The sequence below is a fragment of the Microcoleus sp. AT9b-C3 genome, from assembly GCF_036705485.1.
Classification (GTDB): domain Bacteria; phylum Cyanobacteriota; class Cyanobacteriia; order Cyanobacteriales; family Microcoleaceae; genus Microcoleus.
Window position 1 is genome coordinate 1 of the sequence record NZ_JAUBUR010000053.1, and the last position, 22205, is coordinate 22205.

Genomic DNA, 22205 nt, shown 5'->3' on the forward strand with positions numbered 1-22205 from the left:
AGGAAGAAGGAAGAAGGAAGAAGGAAGAAGGAAGAAGGAAGAAGGAAGAAGGAAGAAGGAAGAAGGAAGAAGGAAGAGGTGTCAACTTAAGACTGAAATCTTAGGTTTCTCTCGCTTGTATCAAAGTCTAGATCCCCCTAAATCCCCCTTAAGAAGGGGAGTAGGGGTTGACTTTAAGTGTTCCGAGTTTTCGTGTTTTTAACAAAGACTTTGAACACTCTTGTCCTCGCCTTTTGAATAGAGACTGTGAACACTCTTGTCCCCCCCTTATTAAGGGGGGTTAGGGGGTATCTCCGGGTTTAAAACACCCTAGGGACGATCGCATTTATGCCGCCGCTGTCTCCACAGCAACAGGAAGTTCAGTCAAATCAAAGCGATAATTTTCAATCACTGGATTGGCCAAAAGTTGGTCGCAAACGCGATCGAGTTGTTCGCGGGCCTCGGACTCAGCAGCAGCAGTCAGCGTCAATTCAACGTATTTCCCGATTCGCACGCGCTCAACATTGTCGTATCCCATGTGTTGCAAACCAGACTGTACGGCAGTGCCGGCGGGATCTAAAACAGAAGGCCGGAGGGTAACATAGATTTGGGCAAGATATTTCTGAGTCACGGGAATGTTGCGGTAGGTGATGTGAAAGTTAGCCCCATTGTATTCTACAACCGAGCTGCACGCCGATCGCCATTCGATTAGCCCAAGTAAGATAGCCTAGAAACAGGGACAGATTTGACTCTAGCAGATTACACAAAAAAATTATGAGAACCAACCGCACCCGCAGTCAGGAGCGTATTTTACATTTGCTCAAGCACTTGAATCGATCGCTCTCAGCGCAAGATATCTACTTAGAACTGCGTAACAGCGACCAAAGCATGGGCTTAGCAACCGTTTACCGTTCCCTAGACGGTTTAAAGCGAGAGGGGTTCGTTCACGTCAGAACGCTTGCTAGTGGCGAATCTCTATACGGTGCCGCCCACCAAGACCAACATCACTTAACTTGTCTGGAATGTGGCGCGTCAATTACGATCGACGAATGCCCCGTCCACCATTTAGAAAGCCAACTACAACAATCTCATTCTTTCAAGATTTATTATCACACTTTGGAGTTTTTCGGATTGTGCGATCGATGTACTTTGGCTCAAGAAACTTAGAGAAGTTATTAGTCATGAGTGATGTCAATTCCGGTTGCACTCAAAAATGATAGTTGACTGTTGACTCCGTGTCGAACCGCGCAGGCGGGTTTTGTTTGTGTAGCAAAAGATTTCAACCTGTCGTTTTATTAACTCGCTCAAGGATGCAAAAACTCTAAATGGTCTCCTGGAATCGATCGCAATTTTGCAGCCGAGCCTTGCAGTTTCAATCGGCCGCGTTCTAACATGATAATCCAATCGGCGCGATCGATCACTCGCGGCCTGTGACTTATAAAAATCGTCGTTTTCCCGTGCCGATACATCAACAATTGTTCTAAAACTTCCGCTTCGCTTGCGGGGTCAAGCCCTGCGGTAGATTCGTCTAAAATCAATACGGGCGGGTTGTTGAGAAGGGCGCGGGCGATCGCCAATCTTTGTCTTTGTCCGCCAGAAATATTCGCTCCAAACTCCCCTAAAACAGTTTGATATTTATCCGGCAATTGGCTGATAAATTCATCCGCCCCCGCAATTTTGCAGACTTTAACAATCTGTTCAAAGCTGATATCTGGACTACCCAAACGAAAATTTTCGAGAATCGATCTGCTCCAAAAATGTGCTTCTTGAGGAACCAATACTACCTGCTGCCTGAGACTGTCGAGAGACAAATCCTGCAAGTTGTAGCCGCCAATTTTAATATTACCAGATTGCAGCGGGTACAGACCAGCAATTACTTTTGCTAGCGTACTTTTTCCGCAGCCGGAATGGCCGATTAAAGCAATTGCTTGACCGCCCGGAAATGTGACAGAAAAATTTTCCAGCAAGTCAAGTCGGCCGGGGTAGTGAAAACTAACACCCTTGCAAACAATACCGTCGCGGTCTTGAATAGTTACAAAAGGTTTATTCGTATCGTCTTTAGTTTCCGGTTCAGCATCGATGACTTCCGACAGCCGTTGAGTAGCTGTCTGCACGCGAGTCATCTCATCAGTAAATCCTACTAGCGAATTCACCCAAGTAGTGACATTTTGATTCATGCTAATAAACGCTAGCAACTGACCTATACTCAATACCTTGTCAATCACCAAACCGCTACCAAGCCACAGCAGAGTAATGCTGCCAGCAGAGGCAACAAAACCAGAAAATATATTGTTGAGAATGCCAATTTGTGTAGTGCGGAAAGTGAGCTTTGCTAAGCGACCAAAGCGGGTTTGAAATTCTTCCCAAAGTTGCTGACCGCTGGTAGTAGTTTTGACCGTCAGCGCGCCTTTAAAAGTTTCTACTAAAACGCCTTGAGTTTCTGCTTCCAGCACAAATAAACTGCGCGTTTTTTGCTGCAATATGGGCAGGAATACCACTGTAGATGCCGTCATTAATAGAGCTAAAGCTGTAGCTAATAACGTCAGTTCTTTGCTGTAAAATAACATAAAAACAAAAGAAACTACAGCTATAAAAAATTGACTTGGCAAGCTGATAGCAACTTGAGAAACTAATTTATTTATTTCTTGGATATCTTGTAATCTACTGACAATTTCGCCACTGCGTCTGGTTTCGTAAAAGCTCAAAGGCAATCGCAGGAATTTGCGCGCAAATTCCATCACCAATCCCAATTCTAAACGCTGGGAAAACTGAGCAATTAAGTTCGACTCTACCAATCCTAAACTGCTGCTAAAAAGGTTCATAACTATAACTGCGATCGCCACACTCGCCAGGAGTTGTCTGTCGCCCCGCACCAGGATGTCGTCAGTGAGCAGTTGAACTAGAAAAGGCGAAGAAATTGACAGCAAACCCAACACCATATTCAGCAAAAATGCTTCCATTAAAATCGGGCGATAAATCCCAATCCGGCGCATCCATTTTTGTAAGGAATTGGCGGGCGGTTGGCCCTCTGCGGCCGCAAAAAACCGCTCAGCATCGGGTTCTACTAGCAAGCACAGCCAATCTGTCCAACCTGCTGCTAATTCTGCTTTAGAAACATAGCGCATACCGACAGCGGGATCGCCGATCGCATATTTGTCGCCCTGCTTTCCGTACAAAACAACCCAGTGATAACCGCTCCAGTGAATAATTGCCGGTAAAGGCGCTTCCTCAATTTGGTCTAAAATAGCAGCCGCGGCTCGCACGGATCGAGCATTAAAGCCGATCGCCTCAGCACCTTGTTTCAAGCCCAGCAGAGTCGTCCCTTTTTGGCCGGTGCCCGCACATTCTCGCAAGCGGCTAATAGTAAAATTTTGTCCGTAAAATTTCGCGATCGAAGCCAAACAAGCCGCCCCGCAATCTTCTTCGCTCTGCTGGAGAACAACCTGATATTTCTTAAACCTGTTAACTTGTCCGAATAATGGCATTTTGCCGATCAAAGGGATGTTCTTTAACATTTTGCAAAATGAATAATGGTAGAGCATAAAGAAGATTACTCATCACCAACTACCCAATCAGCAAAAAGCACCCATAAAGTTATGGGTGCTTTCTCGATTTCACAGTTATAGATCTGAATTGACTAGCACTAAACTTTAGTAGTAGGCGTAGCGGACTACTCTTCTGTATGAACCGTCGCAATTCCGGCGGTACACGACCCAACTGCGCCGACGGCGACAGTTGTCGCGATTAGAATAATAGTGACCGCCGTTGACGCTAGCTGATTCTTCAGGGGTGAGTTCAGCAAACAGTGAATTGTCCTTTGTTTCTTTCATGATTTGACTCCGTTTAAGTTTAGAAAATTGAAGGGAAACTAGAAATCTTATCGAATTTCTAGAGCCTAGTGTAAATACTGACTAATACTTCTTGTAGTGCTGGGCGACCTCCGGAATATTACGGCATTATTTTGAAAATTTACTCGATCGCACAACTTGACTCAGCTATCTAAACCACTAGGGTTTTGTAAGGGCGATCGCGGCTCGGATCGTACAGATAAAGCTGGCTAGGCTGCGGCAGGAAAAACAGCATAGTGAGACCCTCGCGGCCGCTGTTATCCGTCTCGCTGTTGCTTTTAGCACCGCTAACACCGCTGGTAATGTTGCCACCGTTGACAGTAGCAGATTCTCCATCGGTTACTTCGATGAAGAGTGAACCTTGTTGATTTTCTGACATAAATAACTCCTATTGGTACCTATGTACTTACTTACTACCTACGCATACAGTAAAAACCCGGTAACAGCGCCAAAAGTTATGGCAAAAATCCCATATTTTCCTGACTGTAGCCCGCTGGCTTCACTCGTCTTGATATTTGGCGAAGTTTGTGGGTGGGAACGGCAAAGCTGTGCGGATTTTTACCTTTACCCTGTGAATTTTGATTTAGACTTCTAAACCTATGCTTGGTTTCCGGAAAGCCGATCGTAAAAGTGACAAAACAAATCAGCGATCTCTCCCTCCCCCCCCAACTCAAAACTCCAAACTCCAAACTATTCCTCTCTCCCCCTTGCCGCCATGTCTCTCACCCCCGAAGCCACACCCGCTGAAACCTTTGATAACGACCAGTTTTTGCCCCCTGTCAGCCGCTGGACGACTTTGGGTGGCATTTTGATGGTGGCGACGTTTGGCGGGGCGATCGCCCTCGCTAGCGTCACCAAATACAGCGCTACAGTCAAAGCAGACGCGATCGTCCGTCCCGCCGGAGAAGTGCGCGTCGTGCAAGCAGCCACAGAAGGAACCGTCGAAAGCATTGCTGTCAACGAGAATCAGACAGTAAAACAAGGAGATGCGATCGCAGTTGTAGACGCTTCGCGTTTGGGCGCTCAAAAAAAGCAGTTACAAGAAATAATTAATCAGTCTCAAACAGCAGCACAGCAAATCAACCAGCAACTGCGCGACTTAGAAAATCAAATTTTGGCCAGCGCCCAATTTAAAACCATCCAAAGTGAAACTTCCGCCCAACAGGAATTAATCGAATCCGCTTTAGTAAAATTCGCCACATCGCTGCCAGATGTCGCCGAAAGACTGGGCAGAAGTCGGCGGGTTTTGCTCGTCAAGCAAGCCTCCCTTCAACAACAATTGATTCAAGCTAAAAAAGAACTAAATCAAATTGACTTAAAACTCGAAAATAGCGTGATCCGCACACCCACGGATGGTACAATTCTCAGACTGGAAGTACGAAATACTGGTCAAACCGTACAAGCCGGCAGCGCGATCGCCCAAATCGTCCCCAGCGACGTACCCCTGGTAGTCAAAGCCAAGGTGACATCCCAAGACATCGCCCGCATCCAAATCGGCCAACCCGTACAGATCAGGATTTCGGCTTTGCCTTTCCCCGATTACGGCACATTAAAAGGAACTGTCAGCGAAATCGCCCCAGATGCGATCGCCCCTCAAAATCCCACTAATAATTTAGGTACAGCTTATTACGAAGTGGCAATTAAGCCCGAACAAACTTATTTAACAAAACTCAAATCCGCCAACGGCCAATTCTTAGGCAACCCCCAGGCTAATGTCCCCCGCCAGTATTCAATTCAATCGGGAATGGAAGGCAGAGCCGATATTATTACCGGCGAAGAAACAGTTCTGACATTTGTTTTGCGGAAAGCAAGGTTGCTGACAGATTGGTAATTAGTCAATAGTCAATAATCAATAGTCATTAGCCTGTAAGGTGCGTCAGTCTTGAGGTTAGTCTGAAAAATTTGGATTTTACCGACTGACGCACCTTACTTTTATTTGTTCTTTGTTTGACATTTGGCGATCGTAGGTATATTGTAGATTGTAGTAGATGCCACTGTCAACTATATTAATCCACAAATCCAAAAGTTAATCTAACGTCATAAGCTGGTAACTAACCACTAACCAACTGGCAACCAATGGGGAAGTACAGGCGACCTAGAATTAATTTCGTTTTGGATGAGGATATTAGAGACGACTTAACGGTATGGGCTAAGGAGGAAGGACGGACTATGAGCAATCTTGTAGAGCGAATTGTGACAGCCGCAGTTCAAGGAAAGCGGAACAGCCAGCCAAACCAAAACCCGCTCATCCAGCAAGATCAAGCGGGAAAAGGAGGCACTAGCAAATAGATAAACAGGTGTCTAGTATTTAAAACAGTGACAAACCTAGTAGAACAAGAACCGTCAGAACCAGAAAACATACACAGCGCTACTGACCCGGAGAAGTGCCGGGATATGGGGCGCAAGTACAGATGGAGGTTGAAGCGTATCGAACAAACAAGCGATCGCCTTCTCAAGGTCAATTGCGTGTTTTATGGCGAACAAACCTCTTTTGAGGACAGTCGTTTTGGAGATACCGACGATGAATGAAACTTGGATAGTCTTTAAAGCTGAATCACTCTCAGCGCATGGCTGGGAAGAACGCAAGCTACTGCCCATCGGTGGCTTGACCGATATTTTGGCAACCGAGTGGGACTTTTCGGGGAAATTGCCTCAAATCGGCGATCGCGTGCGAGAGTATGCAAACCTCGAAGATCCTGGCAACGGAATCACCCACGGTCGAGATGGAAACTGGATGGTTAAGAGTATCCACCAGTTTTCTTCTAGTGACACAAACCTGTGCATCGCGGTCTGTTATTGCGCTTATGAACCCCTTGACTCTAAATGGGTTGAATTAAAACAAGGAAAGCCTGTTAATGAGATTTTACAACCCGCTGAAATGGGGTAGAAATCTCAGTCTTTCTGATTAATTATCTTAAGTCCGCCTTCGCGGACTTTGTTTGATAATACGCGGTTTAAACCGCGCCAGTCAATCGATTTTAGATTTTAGATTTTAGATTTTAGATTGACCCCACGGATAAATGCTCTTTCTTGAGGATTTTCGATTTTCAATTTTGGATTGATTCCACGGATAAATGCTCTTTCTTGAGGATTTTCGATTTTCAATTTTGGATTGATTCTACGGATAAATCACGTGGCGGGTACCACCTTGGAAATTCTTGGTCATCAAGGCGGTAACTGCAATTGCCAATCTCAAATCTCAAATCTCAAACCTCAATCTGTATAGCATTCCAAGTAACAAAGAGCCGTTATTTGGCAGAATCGTCCCTGCACCGAAGCGATAGAGATTCCCCACTTCCCCGAAATTTTGGTAAATTTTAACGAAAAGTATCTGAAATTAAAATAACGTGTCAATATAGAAATGTGAGTTTAATTCTATTCTTTCCTCATGGGCAAACAGCGCGTTCTTTCTGGAGTTCAGCCAACAGGCAATCTTCACCTCGGCAATTATCTCGGTGCCATTCGCAACTGGGTAGAAGGTCAAAGTCAGTACGAAAATTACTTCTGCGTAGTCGATTTGCACGCAATTACCGCCCCGCACAATCCCGCCACTCTAGCCTCCGACACTTACACGATCGCCGCACTCTATTTAGCTTGCGGCATCGATTTAGAATATTCTACTATTTTCGTGCAATCCCACGTCTCGGCGCACACAGAACTAGCATGGCTGCTCAACTGTATTACGCCGATTAACTGGCTCGAAGATATGATTCAGTTTAAAGAAAAAGCAATTAAACAAGGTGAAAATGTCAACGCCGGTTTGCTAAATTATCCCGTGTTAATGGCAGCAGATATTTTGCTTTACGATGCCGACAAAGTGCCAGTGGGAGAAGACCAAAAACAGCATTTGGAACTCACCCGCGATATTGTCATCAGATTAAATCACCAATTCGGCACACCCGAAAAGCCTGTATTGAAACTTCCCGAACCGTTAATTCGGACTGACGGTGCGAGGGTAATGAGTTTGACTGACGGCACGCGCAAAATGTCGAAATCTGACCCTTCCGAACAAAGTCGAATTAATTTATTGGATTCGCCAGATACGATCGCCAAAAAAATCAAGCGCTGCAAAACAGATGCCGTGCGGGGTTTGACTTTTGACGACCCCGATCGCCCCGAAGCTAGAAATTTGCTGACACTTTATCTCCTGCTTTCCGGCAAATCTAAGGAAGAAGTAGCAACAGAGTGTGAAAACATGGGTTGGGGAGATTTTAAACCCTTGTTGACAGAGACGACAATTAATGCCCTCAAACCAATTCAGGATAAATACAAGGAAATAATGGACGATCCGGGATATTTAGAGTCTGTACTACGTCGCGGCAGAGAACAAGCAGAAGCTATTGCTAATCAAACTCTAACTAAGGTTAAGACCGCTTTCGGTTATTCTTTACCTGTTTAGTTGTTAGTTGTTAGTGGTTAGTTGTTCTTGGTTACTTGTTAAAAATGACAACTGCCAACTGCCCACTAACAACTGCCAACAGTCAACCGTCAACAGTCAACAGTCAACAGTCAAATAACAAATAACCCATAACAGACAAATAATCATGAACCGTTTTCGCACAGCCTGCACCACCCCCGGAGAATTTATAATCACCGCCGAAGTTGCCCCGCCAAAAGGTGGCGACATAACTCACACAATTCAAATGGCTGAACGCCTCAAAAACCGAGTGCACGCCATTAATATCACAGACGGAAGTCGCGCAGTTTTGCGAATGTGCCCGCTAGCAGTTTCGGCGATTTTAGTGCAGCAAGGAATTGAGCCAATTTGTCAAGTTGCTTGTCGCGATCGCAATCAAATTGGCCTGCAAGCCGATCTAATGGGAGCCCACGCTTTAGGCATTCGCAATGTATTAGCACTCACAGGCGATCCCGTCAAAGCCGGCGACCATCCTAAAGCAAAAAGTGTATTCGATTTGGAATCAGTTCGACTGTTGCAAGTTATTCAAAAAATGAACGGTGGCAAAGACTGGAATGACAAACCTTTAACCGACGGATTTACCGATTTATTTGTCGGTGCAGCAGTCGATCCGCAATGCCCCAGTTGGTCTGGTTTGCAAAGTCGATTTGAGAAAAAAGTAGAGGCGGGAGCACAGTTTTTTCAGAGTCAATTAATTACAGATTTTGAAGTTTTGGATAAGTTTATGCACCACGTTGCTGCTGGCTGCAACAAGCCAGTTTTAGCAGGAATATTTTTGTTTAAATCAGCTAAAAATGCTGAATTTATTAAAAAATACGTGCCGGGAGTTAATATACCGCAAGAGACGATCGACCGTTTAGCAAAAGCTCCCGAACCCTTGCAGGAAGGCATAAAAATTGCGGCAGAACAAGTCAAACTAGCGCGGCAGATTTGTCAAGGCGTTCACATGATGGCTGTGAAGCGAGAAGATTTAATTCCTCAAATTTTGGATTTGGCAGGAATCGAGCCACTGAGCTAAAATTAACCGTTGGGGCGGGTTTGACCAACTATCAAGGCTTAACATTAACGATCTCATAAACCTGCCCGCCCCCGCGCTACCATTTTGAATATCGAACTGTAGGGGCGGGTTTGACCAACCATCAATGTATAAAACTAATGATGTCGTAAACCCGCCCTCCCCCGCTGTAGATAATTCAATAACTTCTGAGTTTGATTAATAAACTACTTTGAAAAATGCTCGATCGACTAAACGGTTATTAAATAGGAGCCACTGGCAATGACTGACTCAGAAATACTTAATTCTGATACCATCAAAACACTAAATACTAGCATATCAGAAGTTACAGTTTATACCGATCGCGCTTTGGTGACGCGCCGCGGTACGGTATCTCTGACGGGAAACGAGCGAGAATTGGCGATCGCCTCTGTACCCGCAACCCTCGAAACAGAGTCAGTCAGGGCCACGGGTGCGGGTACAGTTGCAGTGCGATTGTTGGGAGTGCGAACCGAAACAGTGTTTAGCAGCGAACCAGTGGGCGATCGCACTGCCGAATTAACCCAACAAATCCAGGATTTACAAACCCAAAGACGGGGAATTAACGACAAAATAACCGCCCGAAAAATTCAGCTCAAATTTGTGGAAGGTTTGAGCGAAAAAAGCGTCGGTTTCTTTTCCAGCAGCATCGCCAAACAGCAGGTAGGTTTAAACGAAACTGGCGAATTGCTCAACTTTTTAGGAACTAATTACCTAAAATATGTAAGTGCGATCGCCCAGCACGAAAAACAGCAGCGCGAATTAGACAAGCAAATAGAAGCTTTGCTGCAGCAGTTGCGGCAAGTACAAACTCCCCATTCCCAGCAAAGTTTTAACATCCTTGTTGCCATAGAACCCAGCGGCAGCGGCAATTTTGAACTAGAAGTTTCCTATGTAGTCATGGGAGCCCGTTGGGTTCCCCTTTACGACTTGCGAGTAAACACTACCAACAACCACATTAATCTCAATTACCTAGCCGAAGTCAATCAAAATACAGGCGAAGATTGGACGGGAGTAGCGCTGACTTTATCCACAGCAAAACCCGGATTAGGAACTCTACCGCCCCAACTCCAACCCTGGTTTATCGATATTGTGCGCCCAATATCTGCTCAACGCCAAGACTTTTCGATGAAGCGCAGCCGACAGACTGAGGCTGCAGAAATGGCAACATACTATGAATTAGATATGGCAGAGGCGGCACCATTAGCAATGATGGCTATGCCCCCTGCTGCTGCCGCACCCGAACCCATAGACGCTACAACAGCCACAGCCAAAGTATCAAGAGAAGGAGGCACTGTCTCATTTCAAGTAGGCGGAAATACCAAGATTCCCAGCGACGGTACACCGCACAAAGTGACGATTTTTAGCGAAAATTATCCGTTTAAACCAGAATATATAGCCGTCCCGCGATTAGTCAGTTTTGCCTATTTACAAGCAGTTGTTGTAAATCCGCTGACAGGTGCAACTCTTCTACCCGGTAAAGCAAATATCTTTCGCGACAACACTTTTGTTGGTACCGTAAAATTGGATAATGTTTCGCCTGGTGAGGAATTTAAACTGAATTTAGGAATAGATGAAGGGTTGAAAATAGAGCGGGAATTAGTGGAAAGACAAGTAGATAAAAAACTGATCGGCCAGCAGCGGCGCATGAGTTACGCTTATCGCTTAAATGTGACAAACTTGCATCAGGTGCAGGTACACCTGACACTAAAAGAGCAATTGCCAGTCAGCCGTAATGAACAAATTAAAGTGCGATCGACTCTCACTAATCCGAAGATAGTACCAGGTGAAATGGGACTGCTAGAATGGATAATGTCTCTGCCGCCGCAAGCAAAGCAAGAGTTATATTACCAGTTTGTTGTCGAACATCCTCCCGACTTAACAGTCACGGGTTTAGATATTTAATATTAAGTAGGTAAAAAGTTGTTTCAAGCCAGGAATAAAGTCCTTATTCGCCAGAACTATGAGGACTCAAGTCCCGATAAACTCTCAAATCTAGCGGTAATTTGTAAACTGCAAAGCTACCGGATAATCTTCTTGCTTCAAGCGTTGAATCACCAACTGCAAATCATCCTTATCCTTAGCAGACACCCGCACTGCATCGCCTTGAATCGAACCTTGAATCTTCTTAAATTCATCGCGAATCAATTTAGTAATCTGTTTCGCGATTTCCTGACTAATTCCTTTTTTAAGTTTAATTTCTTGACGCACGCGACTGCCGCTAGCAGGTTCAGCTTTGCCGTAATCAAAAATTTTCAAAGATAAATTCCGCTTAGCGGCTTTAGTTTGCAAAACAGTGTGAATCGCATCGAGAGTAAATTCGCTGTCGGTATTGACAGTAATGGATTCTGCGCCCAATTCCACGGTTGTTTTGGTATCTTTCAAGTCGTAGCGGCTTTGAATTTCCCGCACAGTTTGGTCAACAGCGTTAACTAATTCTTGCCGATCGAAATCGCTGACAATATCAAAGGAATAACTAGCAGCCATAAATTAGTAATTGGTAATGGGTAATGGGTAATTGGTAGTTGGTAATTAGTCATTAATTAAGCGTCTGTTAACTAATGACTAATGACTAATGACCAGTGACTAATAATAATTAGCCATTAACAGCTATCAAACTGAAATAGAATAAAGTAGCTGTGCAAGAAGAACTAATCGCAAACATGAGCGATCGCCCCAGCGGCACATTCAGAATATAGAAAACCGAAAACAACAACCGGGCGATCGTAAAAGCGATCGCAGCCCAACCGGCCGGTTCCGAATCTACCCCCGTCACAAAAGCCATCAAAGCCGCCGCTGAAAACAGCATAAACGTCTCAAACGAATTTTGGTGAGCCCAAGTTGCCCGCTGAGCGTAAGCAGGCAACCTCTCAAACATAGCGCGGGGGGCTGCTTGGTCATAGCCTAGCTGCAAGCGGGCGAACGCAACCACCAAAAACGGTGCGTAAACCAGCGCAGCAGCAGCAGCAATACAATCAAGCAGAATAACCGACACAGGTAATCCCAACAGCATCATCCGCCTCGCAGTTCAATCAAAATAGAACAGAGTAACTACCTTGCGCTGTTCCTCCGCATCCTGGCAAGTTTTCAGCAAAGTGTGGCTTTCGTGAAAAGCAAAACATATCAGTTGCTGGCAGCGAGAAATAATCTCCTGATTGCACATGGCGCTTGCTTCCGGGAGAGACAAGCTATCATTTTTGGGATTTTCTACCAAATGTATCACTTGTTCGAGTTGGTCGCGAGACTCCCGAGGCTGGCGACTCATGCTTTGTGGCAAAATCACCGTCAGCAGATTAGGATCTGCTCGCATTGCCCCCCGAATTGCGGCTGAATTGGTGCCTGTAGCGCCAGAAGTGATGAGCTGATTGCCTCCCAGAACTATGGCGTAGCTCAGCATCTCAATTAGCTGCTGGTGGGTAATAGGAACGTGGCGAGAACCCAAAAGAGCAATCCGCTTGGAGCTGGTTTGCTGGATCGCCGCAAGTTCTTGTAAAAAATCATCTACTCTGGGTAGCTCAATTGATTGACTCAAAGAATTTATTAAATTAAATAAAACTACGTTGTGGATTTTAGCAGACTCACTAGCCATTGCCGCCAAAAAGAAGTTAAGAATTGCTGATTTACGGGATCAGACTAGAGGATCTGGAGATTTGAGGAAGCCAGAAGGCAGAATGTCTGAAGACATTCGGCAGCCGGAGCTCAAGGTAGAATTCAAGAAAAATTGAGAATTTAAGAATTTTGGCTTTTTATTTATTTAAACAAAAAGTTTTCTCTGCCGAATACCTTCTTCCCTCAGCTCCGGCTCTGTTATTAATGGACTCGATCGCTCAGACCCAAAGATGCCATCATGCCATCAAGGTCAAAATGTTCTGCCATTAGCTGAGTAACGCATTCCACCTTGATGCGTTCGTGCAGGCGCACGCTGCCAAAGGTGCTGTCGATAATTTCTACCGTAGTTAAGGTATCCAAATCAACAGACAAAACCGGAATTTCCATTTCTTCTGCCCTGCCAATCACCAGGGGAGAAGGAGGCAAGTGGCCTGTCAAAATTAAGCACTGAGTCGAGCTCTCCAGAGCCGCGAGCTGAATGTCCGTGCGATCGCCCCCCGTCACCACCGCCATATTTCTCGCTTTGCGGAAATACTTCAGAGCAGAGCTAACATTCATCGCGCCAATTGTCAAGGTTTCCACCATCAAGTCCAAACGGTCTCGACGGCACAGCACATCAGCTTTCAATTGGTGCACCAATTCTTTGACGCTGACACTTCGCAGCAAAGCACTTCTCGGCAGCATTCCCAAAACAGGAATACCCGCAGCCTCCAGAAAAGGCCGCACAGTCGCCGTTACCGATTCGAGTTTGTCCGAGGGAACGTCATTAAGTACCACGCCCAGCAACCGCGAACCCAAACGCTGTTTAGCAGACAGCAAATCGTCTATATAAAGATCGATCGGGCGGGCTACCAACAGCACAGAAGCATCAACTGCCTCAGCGACTTGAGCCAAAGACAAGTCAAACAGACTGCCTTCCTCCAAATTAGCTGGGCCTTCTAACAGCACCAAGTCTCCGCTGGGAGCTTGCAAATATTGCGCTAAAGACTGGCGGTAATCTGTTTTGTCTTCTCCCCGCAAACGCTTGTGAACCGTCTCTTCATCCAAATACAGCAGTGTTGACGGCATCTGACTTTCTGAGAGCTTCAGCGTCTCTACCGCGAACCGCACGTCTTCCTCCTCGATCCCAGCTCCTGGCGAGCTGAAACAGGTTCCCAGAGGTTTGCCGTAGGCGATGGCCACTCCTTTTTCCCGGAGTCCGAGTGCCATCCCCAAGGCGATGGCAGACTTGCCGCTGTAAGCTTTTGTGGAACCGATCAGCAAATATTTAGTCAATTTGGGTACGCCTTCAATCCTCAATTTGCACCTGTCTATTTCAATAAATTTAGTTTTTTCTACAGTATTTGTGAACTGCGACTCAATTTGGCAATACAATTATACTCGATTTTGTCGCTTTTGGGCAGCTTGTTTTCTTACGGAAAATTATTATTCACATATTCGCCACCCTTTTCTTCCCATTCTTTTTACTTGATTTTGGGAAAGCAGGTTTTAAATTGTTTGTTTTACCAACCGTATTTGATAATATTTTATCGCCATTGATTCCTTTGGAAACCAATTTTAATTATAAAAAATTTAGCCTTTTTTATTACCTAGCTTAGATATTAATATCGACTTTTATAAAATTAGAATAACAGGGTATAAGTGTTGATTTTACTAGAAACACCTATTGACAGGGCTTGGTGCAGTTTTTGTTTGGTATATAGCAATCCTCGCATTATTTGTGAATTTCTTACCCCCTCCCCTTCCTAAGAGGAGCGTTGGGGTAGGGTAAAAAAATACGACTCAGTTATGATTGCTATCATACAGGTATTTTGTAGGAATAAAGGCCGGTGCTTGCCTGAAAATTTTTGCAGATAATTGAAAAGCGATAGGTTGTATTATTAGTTATTAATTATTAGTGCGATCGCCCGCGTTCAAACTGAGCGGTGGCACTGCGAGCAATAAGCTGCTTAAAATCAGGCTTCTAGGTTCTAAACACATAAATTGTCGGGTGGCGTGGGCTGGCATTTCCGCAGCCTTTGGGCTGATTGCGATGCTAGCCCGAACGCAGTTCAAGCGCTGTAGATTGATTTTCCTTGGGCGGATCTACAGCGCTTTCCTCTCAGCTACCGAGTCGCAAAATTTGAACGAAATCGGACGGCGCGATCGCACTCGCTTGCACCCCATTCAAAACTGCCAAGAGTTCTCCAGAATTAGCAATTCTGATGAAAGTTGTGGGACTGGCATCTCCCCCGTCTGTGCCTTGGCTAATGCTCAGTTGAGTGAAGGTCAAACCCCCCGCTAAACTCAGCAAATCTTCCCCTTTCCTGAAGTCGGATATTACATCACTTCCTTGTGCGGGTGTCAAGACAAATAAGTCACGTCCACTGCCGCCGAGCAAAGTATCGCTGCCCTCATCGCCAATCAGCACGTCGTCGCCAGCGCCACCGACCAAGCTGTCACTGTCTTTGCCTCCCAAAATCGTATCGTCGCCAGCATCACCGTTGATAGTATCGCTGCCTTCATTGCCGAACAGCAGGTCATTGCCAGCACCGCCACACACTTGGTCTTGACCGCTAGCAACGCCGACAGGCAGAGGGCTGCCAATATCCCCAAACAGCGTGTCATCCCCGTCGCCGCCACAGATAGAGTCATTGCCTTGGTCGCCGAACAGCAACTCGCTGCCCGAGTCGCCTAAAACTACATCGTTGCCCTTGCCACCGCGCGCAGTATCGTTGCCGTCACCCCCAGAAAGGGTATCAGAGGCATCCTGACCGGAGAGGAAGTCATTGCCCTTGGCACCGAATAACAAATCGTTCCCGGCGCTATCGCGGTCAGATTCGCTGTTGGTGCCACCGTAGAGGCTGTCGTTTCCCTCCTCGCCCATAACAGTGTCAGAACCCCGTCCGCTCCATATCAGGTCGTTATCTTTGCCCCCGAAAGCAGCGTCGTTGCCCTTACCGCCTAACATGGTGTCGTAGCCGGCTTGACCGTTAAGGTAGTCGTCGCCGGGCCCGCCCAACAGCAAGTCGCGATCGACCTGCAGTCCAACAGGAATGTTGCTGATCAATCCGCCAAATAGGTTGTCGTTGCCTGCCAAACCGATCAGAACATCGTCTCCGCCCAAACCGTTGATGCCGTCACCGTCACTGGTGCCAGCGAGGATCTCGTTGGTATCCCCACCAACCAGGTTGTTTTGAACAAGATTGAAACCGTGAAGAGGACTGATCTCCGGTAAGGTAATTTGCGTGCAAATGCAATCTGGATCTTCAGTTGGCGGCAGGGTTGGGACGGGAGTTGGTTCCGGGATAGGGGTTGGGGCTGGAGTTGGGGCTGGGGTTGGGGCTGGTGTCGGTGTCGGCGCTGGTGCTGGTGTCGGTGTCGGCGCTGGTGTGGGCGTGGACACAATAATATTGGGCGAAAAGTTGATGACTGGTGCTGGTGTCGGCGCTGGTGTGGGCGTGGACACAATAATATTGGGCGAAAAGTTGATGACTGGTGCTGGTGTCGGGGAAGAGATGTCGTTGTCGGCGATGGTGACGCTAACTGGTGCGATCGCCACTGGCAAGTATTCGGCAGCGCTTCCTGCTGCGACGCTGTGATTTATCGTGCCGCTGTGGCTTCCTTCTACAGCAGTGTCGTCGGTGGCTTTGACGGTGACAGTTTGCGGGACATCCCAGTTAGCCGGAGTGAAAGTGAGCGGAGCGATCGCATCTATTTGACTGCCCGCAGCCACATTGACGGTAACGTTAGCTGTCGGCGCTTTGGTAAGGACAATGTTGTAGCTGCCTGCTACACCGCCTTCTGCTGCATTGGTGCTGTTAGGAGTGACGGCAATGCCAGGGGAGTCGTTGTCGATAATCAACACATCGACTGGAGAAATGCCGATATTGTTGTAAGCCAGATCCGTGCTGCTAGCGCTGGCTGCGATCGTACTCAGGTGCGTTCCTTCTACGGCGGAGTCGTCGGTTGCTGTGACAGTGGCGATTTGAGGTAGGTTCCAGTTAGCGTTGGTGAAGGTGAAGGAGGCGATCGCTTCTATTTGACTGTCTGTGGCGAAGCTGACGGTAACGTCACTTGAAGGCTGCTCCGTTAATACCGCGCTGTAACTGCCATTGGCACCGCCTTCTGCGGAATAAGTAGTTGTGGGAGAAATTTTTACCCCGGCCGTCGAGGTAGCTGTGTCGTTGTCGGCGATGGTGACAGTAACTGGTGCGATCGCCACTGGCAAGTATTCGGCAGCGCTTCCTGCTGCGACGCTGGAAAGAATGAACCCGCTGTGCGCTCCTTCTACAACAGTGTCGTCGGTTGCTGTCACCGTTACTGTTTGCGGGACATCCCAGTTAGCCGGAGTGAAAGTGAGCGGAGCGATCGCATCTATTTGATTGCCCGCAGCCACATTGACGGTAACGTTAGCTGTCGGCGCTTTGGTAAGGACAATGTTGTAGCTGCCTGCTACACCGCCTTCTGCTGCATTGGTGCTGTTAGGAGTGACGGCAATGCCAGGGGAGTCGTTGTCGATAATCAACACATCGACTGGAGAAATGCCGATATTGTTGTAAGCCAGATCCGTGCTGCTAGCGCTGGCTGCGATCGTACTCAGGTGCGTTCCTTCTACGGCGGAGTCGTCGGTTGCTTTGACAGTGGCGGTTTGAGGCAGGTTCCAGTTAGCCGAAGTGAAGATGAAGGAGGCGATCGCTTCTATTTGATTGTCTGTCGCGAAGCTAACTTTAACGTCACTTTGTGGCTGGCTGTTGAGGGCTACTTGATAGGTGTCGGTTGCGCCACCTTCGGCGACTATGGTGCTGCCGCCTGTTTGGGTAACAGTGACGCCAGCAGCAACAGTAGTAGCTGTGTCGTTGTCGGCGATGGTGACGCTAACTGGTGCGATCGCCACTGGCAAGTATTCGGCAGCGCTTCCTGCTGCGACGCTGTGATCGATCGTGTCGCTGTGCCCTCCTTCCACTATTCTGTCGTCGGTGGCTGTCACCGTTACTGTTTGCGGGACATCCCAGTTAGCCGGAGTGAAAGTGAGCGGAGCGATCGCATCTATTTGACTGCCCGCAGCCACATTGACGGTAACGTTAGCTGTCGGCGCTTTGGTAAGGACAATGTTGTAGCTGCCTGCTACACCGCCTTCTGCTGCATTGGTGCTGTTAGGAGTGACGGCAATGCCAGGGGAGTCGTTGTCGATAATCAACACATCGACTGGAGAAATGCCGATATTGTTGTAAGCCAGATCCGTGCTGCTAGCGCTGGCTGCGATCGTACTCAGGTGCGTTCCTTCTACGGCGGAGTCGTCGGTTGCTTTGACAGTGGCGGTTTGAGGCAGGTTCCAGTTAGCCGCAGTGAAGGTGAAGGAGGCGATCGCTTCTATTTGACTGTCTGTGGCGAAGCTGACGGTAACGTCACTTGAAGGCTGCTCCGTTAATACCGCGCTGTAACTGCCATTGGCACCGCCTTCTGCGGAATAAGTAGTTGTGGGAGAAATTTTTACCCCGGCCGTCGAGGTAGCTGTGTCGTTGTCGGCGATGGTGACAGTAACTGGTGCGATCGCCACTGGCAAGTATTCGGCAGCGCTTCCTGCTGCGACGCTGTGATTGATCGTACCGCTGTGGCTTCCTTCTACAACAGTGTCATCGGTTGCTGTCACCGTTACTGTTTGCGGTGCATTCCAGTTAGCCGGAGTGAAAGTGAGCGGAGCGATCGCATTTATTTGACTGCCCGCAGCCACATTGACGGTAACGTTAGCTGTCGGTTGAGTGTTGAGGGAGACTGTGTAACTGTCTGTCGCGCCGCCTTCGGCAGCAGTAGTGCTCGCAGGAGTAATTGTGATGCTGGGCGTATTGGGAGTAGCGACATCGTTATCGGTGATGCTGACTGTTACCGGGGCGATCGCAACTGGCAGATATTCCGCCGCACTACCGGCGGCGATGCTGTGGTCGATCGTACCTGTGTGCAGCCCTTCGACTAAACTGTCGTCGGTAGCTTTCACCGTGACTATCTGCGGTAGGTTCCAGTTATCTGAGGTGAAAGTAAATGTGGAAATCGAATCGATTTGAATGCCCGTGTTGAAGTTGACATTAACAGGCGCAGTCGGTTTGCTAGTCAGCGCTACCTTGTAACTGCCTGTGGCGCCACCTTCGGCAGCAGTCGTGCTGGTAGGAGTAATTGTGACTCCGGCGGTATCGTTGTCGGTAATTTGGGGAATAACCGAGGCAGTAGCAATCAGGTCGTATTGAGCGTCTGTACTGGTGACTTGGTGTGCGATCGTACTGGAGTGCGTGCCTTGAGCTACACCATCGTCCACGGCTTGCACAGTCACCAGTTGAGGCACGTTCCAGTTGTCGGGAGTAAAGGAAAGAGCGATCGGGTTTCCGCCTCCAGTCCCCACGTCGATTTGGGCGTCTGGCGAGGCGGTGACAGTAACATCGGCTGCTGGCTGGGTGGTTAACACCGCTGTATAGTTATCGGTAGCCCCGCCTTCGCCGATTTTGGTGCTGCCGCCAGTTTCCGTAATTTTTACCTGTGGCGTGTCGTTGTCGGTAATTGGCACAGTCAGATTGGCAACAGCAGTGCCGTCCAGCGTCACGGGCACAGCGCCGTCGTAATTAGCGTCTCCACTGGTGACACTGCCGGTAATCGTGCTGCTGTGAGGGCCTTCGGCTAAGGCATCGTTAGCTGCTCGGACAGTGATAGTTTGAGGGACATTCCAGTTGCTGGGAGTAAAGTTGAAGCTGACGGGGTTTCCCGCCCCCGTCCCCAAGTCTGTCTGGGTGTCGGGTTTAAGAGTGAAGATTACCAGTTCGGTGGGCTGGCTTCGGAGCGCTACTCTGTAAGTATTAGGGCTGCCGCCTTCTGCCAGAGCGGTGTTTGTAGGCTCTGAGGTGACAACAATGCCTCTGGTATCATTGTCCGCGATCGCTAGCTCTGCCCTGGAAGTACCGAGAATGTAGTTGGTGCTGGGGGCAAGGGTGAGTTCGACATTTTCATTGGGATCAAAAATATTGTCGTCAATGGAAGTGATGGTGATATCGACGCTCGTACTACCAGCAGGAAACAGAATTGATCCGTTATTAGCGCCGAACAAGATATTGGGAACGGTACTGCTTGCAGCGTAATCGGTGTTGAAGGTGGCAGACCCCGCTACATTAAAATTTATCAGCTCGCTGGTGCTGCGACTGGCACTGCGGGTAATTCGGAAGGTGCCGGGAGTCGTCGTACTAGCTTCGGCAATGCCACCGATAGCCGTGATGTTGAGGATGGGGAGAGCCTCACTTAATTCACTTGGAGGTAGCGTCCCAAATATGGTGGTGGTTGTGTATTCAGTAGACTGACCCGGTGGCAAAGAAAATGTATTTCGCAGCGCCAAAGCCAGGTCGTATGGGGTTCCGTCGATGAATTGATCCGGGTCGGCGAGGTCGTCGGCGGTGACGATCTCATCTAGCGCTGTACCGGCAATGATCCTGTCTCGCAACCCTGAGTATTGATCAATTTCGTAGCGCCCGGGCGAGGCAGTTGACCCCCCTAGACCAGTAATCCCCAAAAAGGTCGCTGTTACTGCGGGGTTTGTTCCGCTGTCAGTTTCAAACAGAATTTCTTGCGTACCTGAAACAGTGCGGCCGCCAGTGTCTTGAATACTGCCGTCAAAATTCAAGTCGCCGTCAACATAACGGACTAACTCAAAGTCTACTGATGCAGCTCCAGGGTTGATAATTCTGTAGTTTTGAGTTAAGATACTGCCTTTCTTTACCCCGTCTATTATTAAGTCTGTTACCGTCTGAGTTAGTTCAAAGTTAAGACTATTGAAAGTAAACGTGCTTTCAACAGTAGTTGGAGTTGAGTTTGTAATGACAGGAGCAGTTCCACCTGAATTGCCGAGGATCGAGCCAGTAGTCAGAAAAGTTCGAGTGTCGGTACTGCCAATTCTGATTGCCACGCCAGACAGATAGGTGGTTCCAGCGACAGTTGCTTCACCGATCGGGTCATACTGTGCATTTGAAGTTCCTGTCCCGTAAACACTAGAGCCAAAAGACCCAAAGGCATCTACCCCTACCCTAACTGCTCCATCTCCTGTTCCTGTAGTTAAGTCAACTAAGGTAAAGGCATAATTTTCAAGCGTTTCAGGTCGAATGGCTAAAGGTATTTCAATATCCCCTACAGTCTCTTGAAGCTGCCAATCTCCTCCTAAATCGGCACTCCCTGTCAGGGTTGTAGAAGCTGCGATTTTTGCTTTTGTAAGGTGGCTTATTTGCTCCACGAATGCTTGACCGCGGCCTGCTGCAACACTGCAACCGTAAAGCAAAATCTCTGCTTTTGCACTCAGCGATGCGGCCCATTTTTGAAGTTGGCTAGCGTAAGCATTGAGAGTATCTAAACTTAATTGAGCTGTGCCTAATAGCAAACTGCCGGGACTGCCGTGGCAGATGACGTGCAGTGCAGATACCTCCTGACAACCGGCTAGATACTCGCTAATCAGGGCAATACCGTCTTGGTTCGAGTCGAGGATAACTGTTGCGATTCCGGGTTTGACTCCTGCAACTAAGCTTTGGTAATCTGCAACGGCTGTGTCTATAAAAACAATCTCTGAAATTTCTGTGCCCAAAGTGCCGGCAGCCTGCTGAGAATCCGCAGCTTTTGCACTACCAGCGGCGACATTTGCTGCGTCTTCAATGGTAAATTGGATCGGGCGATCGCTAATTAAAGAATCTGTATAGAGTTCGTGGGTGAGCGGAGTCATAATATACCTCTGGCCAAAATTGGTAGATGTTCATTTGTAGCTACAATATCTTATATGTAGCGTTCTCTCTGTTATGCACTTACTCAAAATTACTTAGGAGTAATTACAATAACTGATATTTAACTTTTTTCTACTTAAGTGTTTGCTAAATAGGGGCTAGAAGGAATTGCTATAATTTAATTCGGCTTTCAGCGGCTTACTTGCAAAATTTAAGCATGACAGTACGATCGCCCTAATGGCGGTTGAGAAATTGTCTCAGAGCACCCCGAACAAAAAAAATCAGGACTTATATTAAATCCATTCGATCGCAAGATTACTTAAAATTCTTGCTGATGACAGGTGGGATTATTTAATCTATTTTCGTAGAAATTAACTCATCCTAATTTAGTTGTCATTCTCACATATCTCAGTAATATTGCTGAGGTTTTTTACAAAAATTAATACATGAAAAAAGTTCGGAGTTTGGTCCGGTAAATGTGTCTTACCTCACATCTTGCACCCCTGTCCGAAATAGGCTTTTGCGCTTGTTCCACAACAAATACAACAGTTTTCAATTGGATGAAATATAGGTAGGGACTCAGGGAAAGCCTGAGTCCCTAC

Annotated in this window: 17 protein-coding genes; 8 read left to right on the top strand and 9 right to left on the bottom strand. The window is 47.4% G+C overall.

Annotation, left to right across the window (positions count from 1 at the left end; genetic code table 11):
• Positions 1-325: 325 nt before the first annotated feature.
• Positions 326-610 carry a phosphoribosylformylglycinamidine synthase subunit PurS gene (purS, locus tag QUB77_RS28850; protein ID WP_333180373.1) on the bottom strand — a complete coding sequence of 95 codons (285 nt, stop codon included), beginning with the start codon at positions 608-610 and terminating at the stop codon, positions 326-328.
• Between the two features lie 143 nt (positions 611-753).
• Here purS and QUB77_RS28855 point away from each other — a divergent pair, with 143 nt between their 5' ends.
• The gene (locus QUB77_RS28855; RefSeq protein ID WP_333180372.1) at positions 754-1146 is read left to right on the top strand and encodes a Fur family transcriptional regulator; all 393 of its coding nucleotides are present in this window, start codon (positions 754-756) and stop codon (positions 1144-1146) included.
• 137 nt (positions 1147-1283) lie between these two features.
• On the opposite strand, the gene QUB77_RS28860 is transcribed toward QUB77_RS28855, so the two are convergent.
• The 3 genes from QUB77_RS28860 to QUB77_RS28870 all read right to left on the bottom strand — a co-directional run bounded on the left by QUB77_RS28860 (position 1284) and on the right by QUB77_RS28870 (position 4206).
• Positions 1284-3494: a peptidase domain-containing ABC transporter gene (locus QUB77_RS28860; RefSeq protein WP_333180371.1), complete on the bottom strand. Its 2211-nt coding sequence runs from the start codon at positions 3492-3494 to the stop codon at positions 1284-1286.
• A gap of 135 nt (positions 3495-3629) precedes the next feature.
• Positions 3630-3809 (bottom strand): hypothetical protein, encoded by a 180-nt coding sequence (locus QUB77_RS28865; RefSeq protein WP_333180370.1) that lies wholly within the window; start codon positions 3807-3809, stop codon positions 3630-3632.
• A 169-nt stretch (positions 3810-3978) separates the two neighbouring features.
• Positions 3979-4206 carry a secretion protein HlyD gene (locus tag QUB77_RS28870; protein WP_333180369.1) on the bottom strand — a complete coding sequence of 76 codons (228 nt, stop codon included), beginning with the start codon at positions 4204-4206 and terminating at the stop codon, positions 3979-3981.
• A 336-nt stretch (positions 4207-4542) separates the two neighbouring features.
• Between QUB77_RS28870 and QUB77_RS28875 the strand changes: the two genes are divergently transcribed.
• The 7 genes from QUB77_RS28875 to QUB77_RS28905 all read left to right on the top strand — a co-directional run bounded on the left by QUB77_RS28875 (position 4543) and on the right by QUB77_RS28905 (position 11182).
• Positions 4543-5658, top strand: coding sequence for an HlyD family efflux transporter periplasmic adaptor subunit (locus tag QUB77_RS28875; RefSeq protein ID WP_333323634.1), 1116 nt, complete (start codon positions 4543-4545; stop codon positions 5656-5658).
• Between the two features lie 245 nt (positions 5659-5903).
• A complete protein-coding gene (locus tag QUB77_RS28880) occupies positions 5904-6116 on the top strand; it encodes a ribbon-helix-helix domain-containing protein (protein ID WP_190737589.1) in 213 nt (70 codons plus the stop codon).
• 27 nt (positions 6117-6143) lie between these two features.
• A complete protein-coding gene (locus QUB77_RS28885) occupies positions 6144-6356 on the top strand; it encodes a hypothetical protein (RefSeq protein ID WP_190737591.1) in 213 nt (70 codons plus the stop codon).
• Complete coding sequence (locus QUB77_RS28890) at positions 6349-6714, top strand: hypothetical protein (protein WP_333323636.1); 366 nt, start codon at positions 6349-6351, stop codon at positions 6712-6714. The genes QUB77_RS28885 and QUB77_RS28890 overlap by 8 nt, the downstream gene beginning before the upstream one ends.
• 501 nt (positions 6715-7215) lie before the next feature.
• Positions 7216-8226: a tryptophan--tRNA ligase gene (trpS, locus tag QUB77_RS28895; protein WP_333042001.1), complete on the top strand. Its 1011-nt coding sequence runs from the start codon at positions 7216-7218 to the stop codon at positions 8224-8226.
• Between the two features lie 145 nt (positions 8227-8371).
• A complete protein-coding gene (locus tag QUB77_RS28900; protein ID WP_333180366.1) occupies positions 8372-9262 on the top strand; it encodes a methylenetetrahydrofolate reductase in 891 nt (296 codons plus the stop codon).
• A gap of 258 nt (positions 9263-9520) precedes the next feature.
• Complete coding sequence (locus QUB77_RS28905) at positions 9521-11182, top strand: mucoidy inhibitor MuiA family protein (RefSeq protein ID WP_333323638.1); 1662 nt, start codon at positions 9521-9523, stop codon at positions 11180-11182.
• A gap of 90 nt (positions 11183-11272) precedes the next feature.
• Here QUB77_RS28905 and QUB77_RS28910 read toward each other — a convergent pair whose 3' ends face one another.
• The 5 genes from QUB77_RS28910 to QUB77_RS28930 form a co-directional block, all read right to left on the bottom strand.
• The gene (locus QUB77_RS28910) at positions 11273-11764 is read right to left on the bottom strand and encodes a YajQ family cyclic di-GMP-binding protein (protein WP_333300200.1); all 492 of its coding nucleotides are present in this window, start codon (positions 11762-11764) and stop codon (positions 11273-11275) included.
• A 109-nt stretch (positions 11765-11873) separates the two neighbouring features.
• The gene (locus QUB77_RS28915; RefSeq protein WP_333180375.1) at positions 11874-12290 is read right to left on the bottom strand and encodes an MAPEG family protein; all 417 of its coding nucleotides are present in this window, start codon (positions 12288-12290) and stop codon (positions 11874-11876) included.
• Positions 12291-12305: 15 nt separating this feature from the next.
• Complete coding sequence (locus tag QUB77_RS28920; RefSeq protein WP_039887610.1) at positions 12306-12809, bottom strand: hypothetical protein; 504 nt, start codon at positions 12807-12809, stop codon at positions 12306-12308.
• A gap of 278 nt (positions 12810-13087) precedes the next feature.
• Positions 13088-14185 (bottom strand): phosphotransacetylase family protein, encoded by a 1098-nt coding sequence (locus QUB77_RS28925; protein WP_333180374.1) that lies wholly within the window; start codon positions 14183-14185, stop codon positions 13088-13090.
• 802 nt (positions 14186-14987) lie between these two features.
• Positions 14988-21605 carry a DUF4347 domain-containing protein gene (locus tag QUB77_RS28930; protein WP_333180363.1) on the bottom strand — a complete coding sequence of 2206 codons (6618 nt, stop codon included), beginning with the start codon at positions 21603-21605 and terminating at the stop codon, positions 14988-14990.
• Positions 21606-22205 lie beyond the last annotated feature (600 nt).

Bases quoted from the DNA above. Each gene is read 5' to 3' on its own strand.
- QUB77_RS28855 (WP_333180372.1), top strand. From the start codon at position 754: ATGAGAACCAACCGCACCCGCAGTCAGGAGCGTATTTTACATTTGCTC.
- QUB77_RS28860 (WP_333180371.1), bottom strand. From the start codon at position 3,494: ATGTTAAAGAACATCCCTTTGATCGGCAAAATGCCATTATTCGGACAA.
- QUB77_RS28865 (WP_333180370.1), bottom strand. From the start codon at position 3,809: ATGAAAGAAACAAAGGACAATTCACTGTTTGCTGAACTCACCCCTGAA.
- QUB77_RS28870 (WP_333180369.1), bottom strand. From the start codon at position 4,206: ATGTCAGAAAATCAACAAGGTTCACTCTTCATCGAAGTAACCGATGGA.
- QUB77_RS28875 (WP_333323634.1), top strand. From the start codon at position 4,543: ATGTCTCTCACCCCCGAAGCCACACCCGCTGAAACCTTTGATAACGAC.
- QUB77_RS28880 (WP_190737589.1), top strand. From the start codon at position 5,904: ATGGGGAAGTACAGGCGACCTAGAATTAATTTCGTTTTGGATGAGGAT.
- QUB77_RS28890 (WP_333323636.1), top strand. From the start codon at position 6,349: ATGAATGAAACTTGGATAGTCTTTAAAGCTGAATCACTCTCAGCGCAT.
- trpS (WP_333042001.1), top strand. From the start codon at position 7,216: ATGGGCAAACAGCGCGTTCTTTCTGGAGTTCAGCCAACAGGCAATCTT.
- QUB77_RS28900 (WP_333180366.1), top strand. From the start codon at position 8,372: ATGAACCGTTTTCGCACAGCCTGCACCACCCCCGGAGAATTTATAATC.
- QUB77_RS28905 (WP_333323638.1), top strand. From the start codon at position 9,521: ATGACTGACTCAGAAATACTTAATTCTGATACCATCAAAACACTAAAT.
- QUB77_RS28910 (WP_333300200.1), bottom strand. From the start codon at position 11,764: ATGGCTGCTAGTTATTCCTTTGATATTGTCAGCGATTTCGATCGGCAA.
- QUB77_RS28915 (WP_333180375.1), bottom strand. From the start codon at position 12,290: ATGCTGTTGGGATTACCTGTGTCGGTTATTCTGCTTGATTGTATTGCT.
- QUB77_RS28930 (WP_333180363.1), bottom strand. From the start codon at position 21,605: ATGACTCCGCTCACCCACGAACTCTATACAGATTCTTTAATTAGCGAT.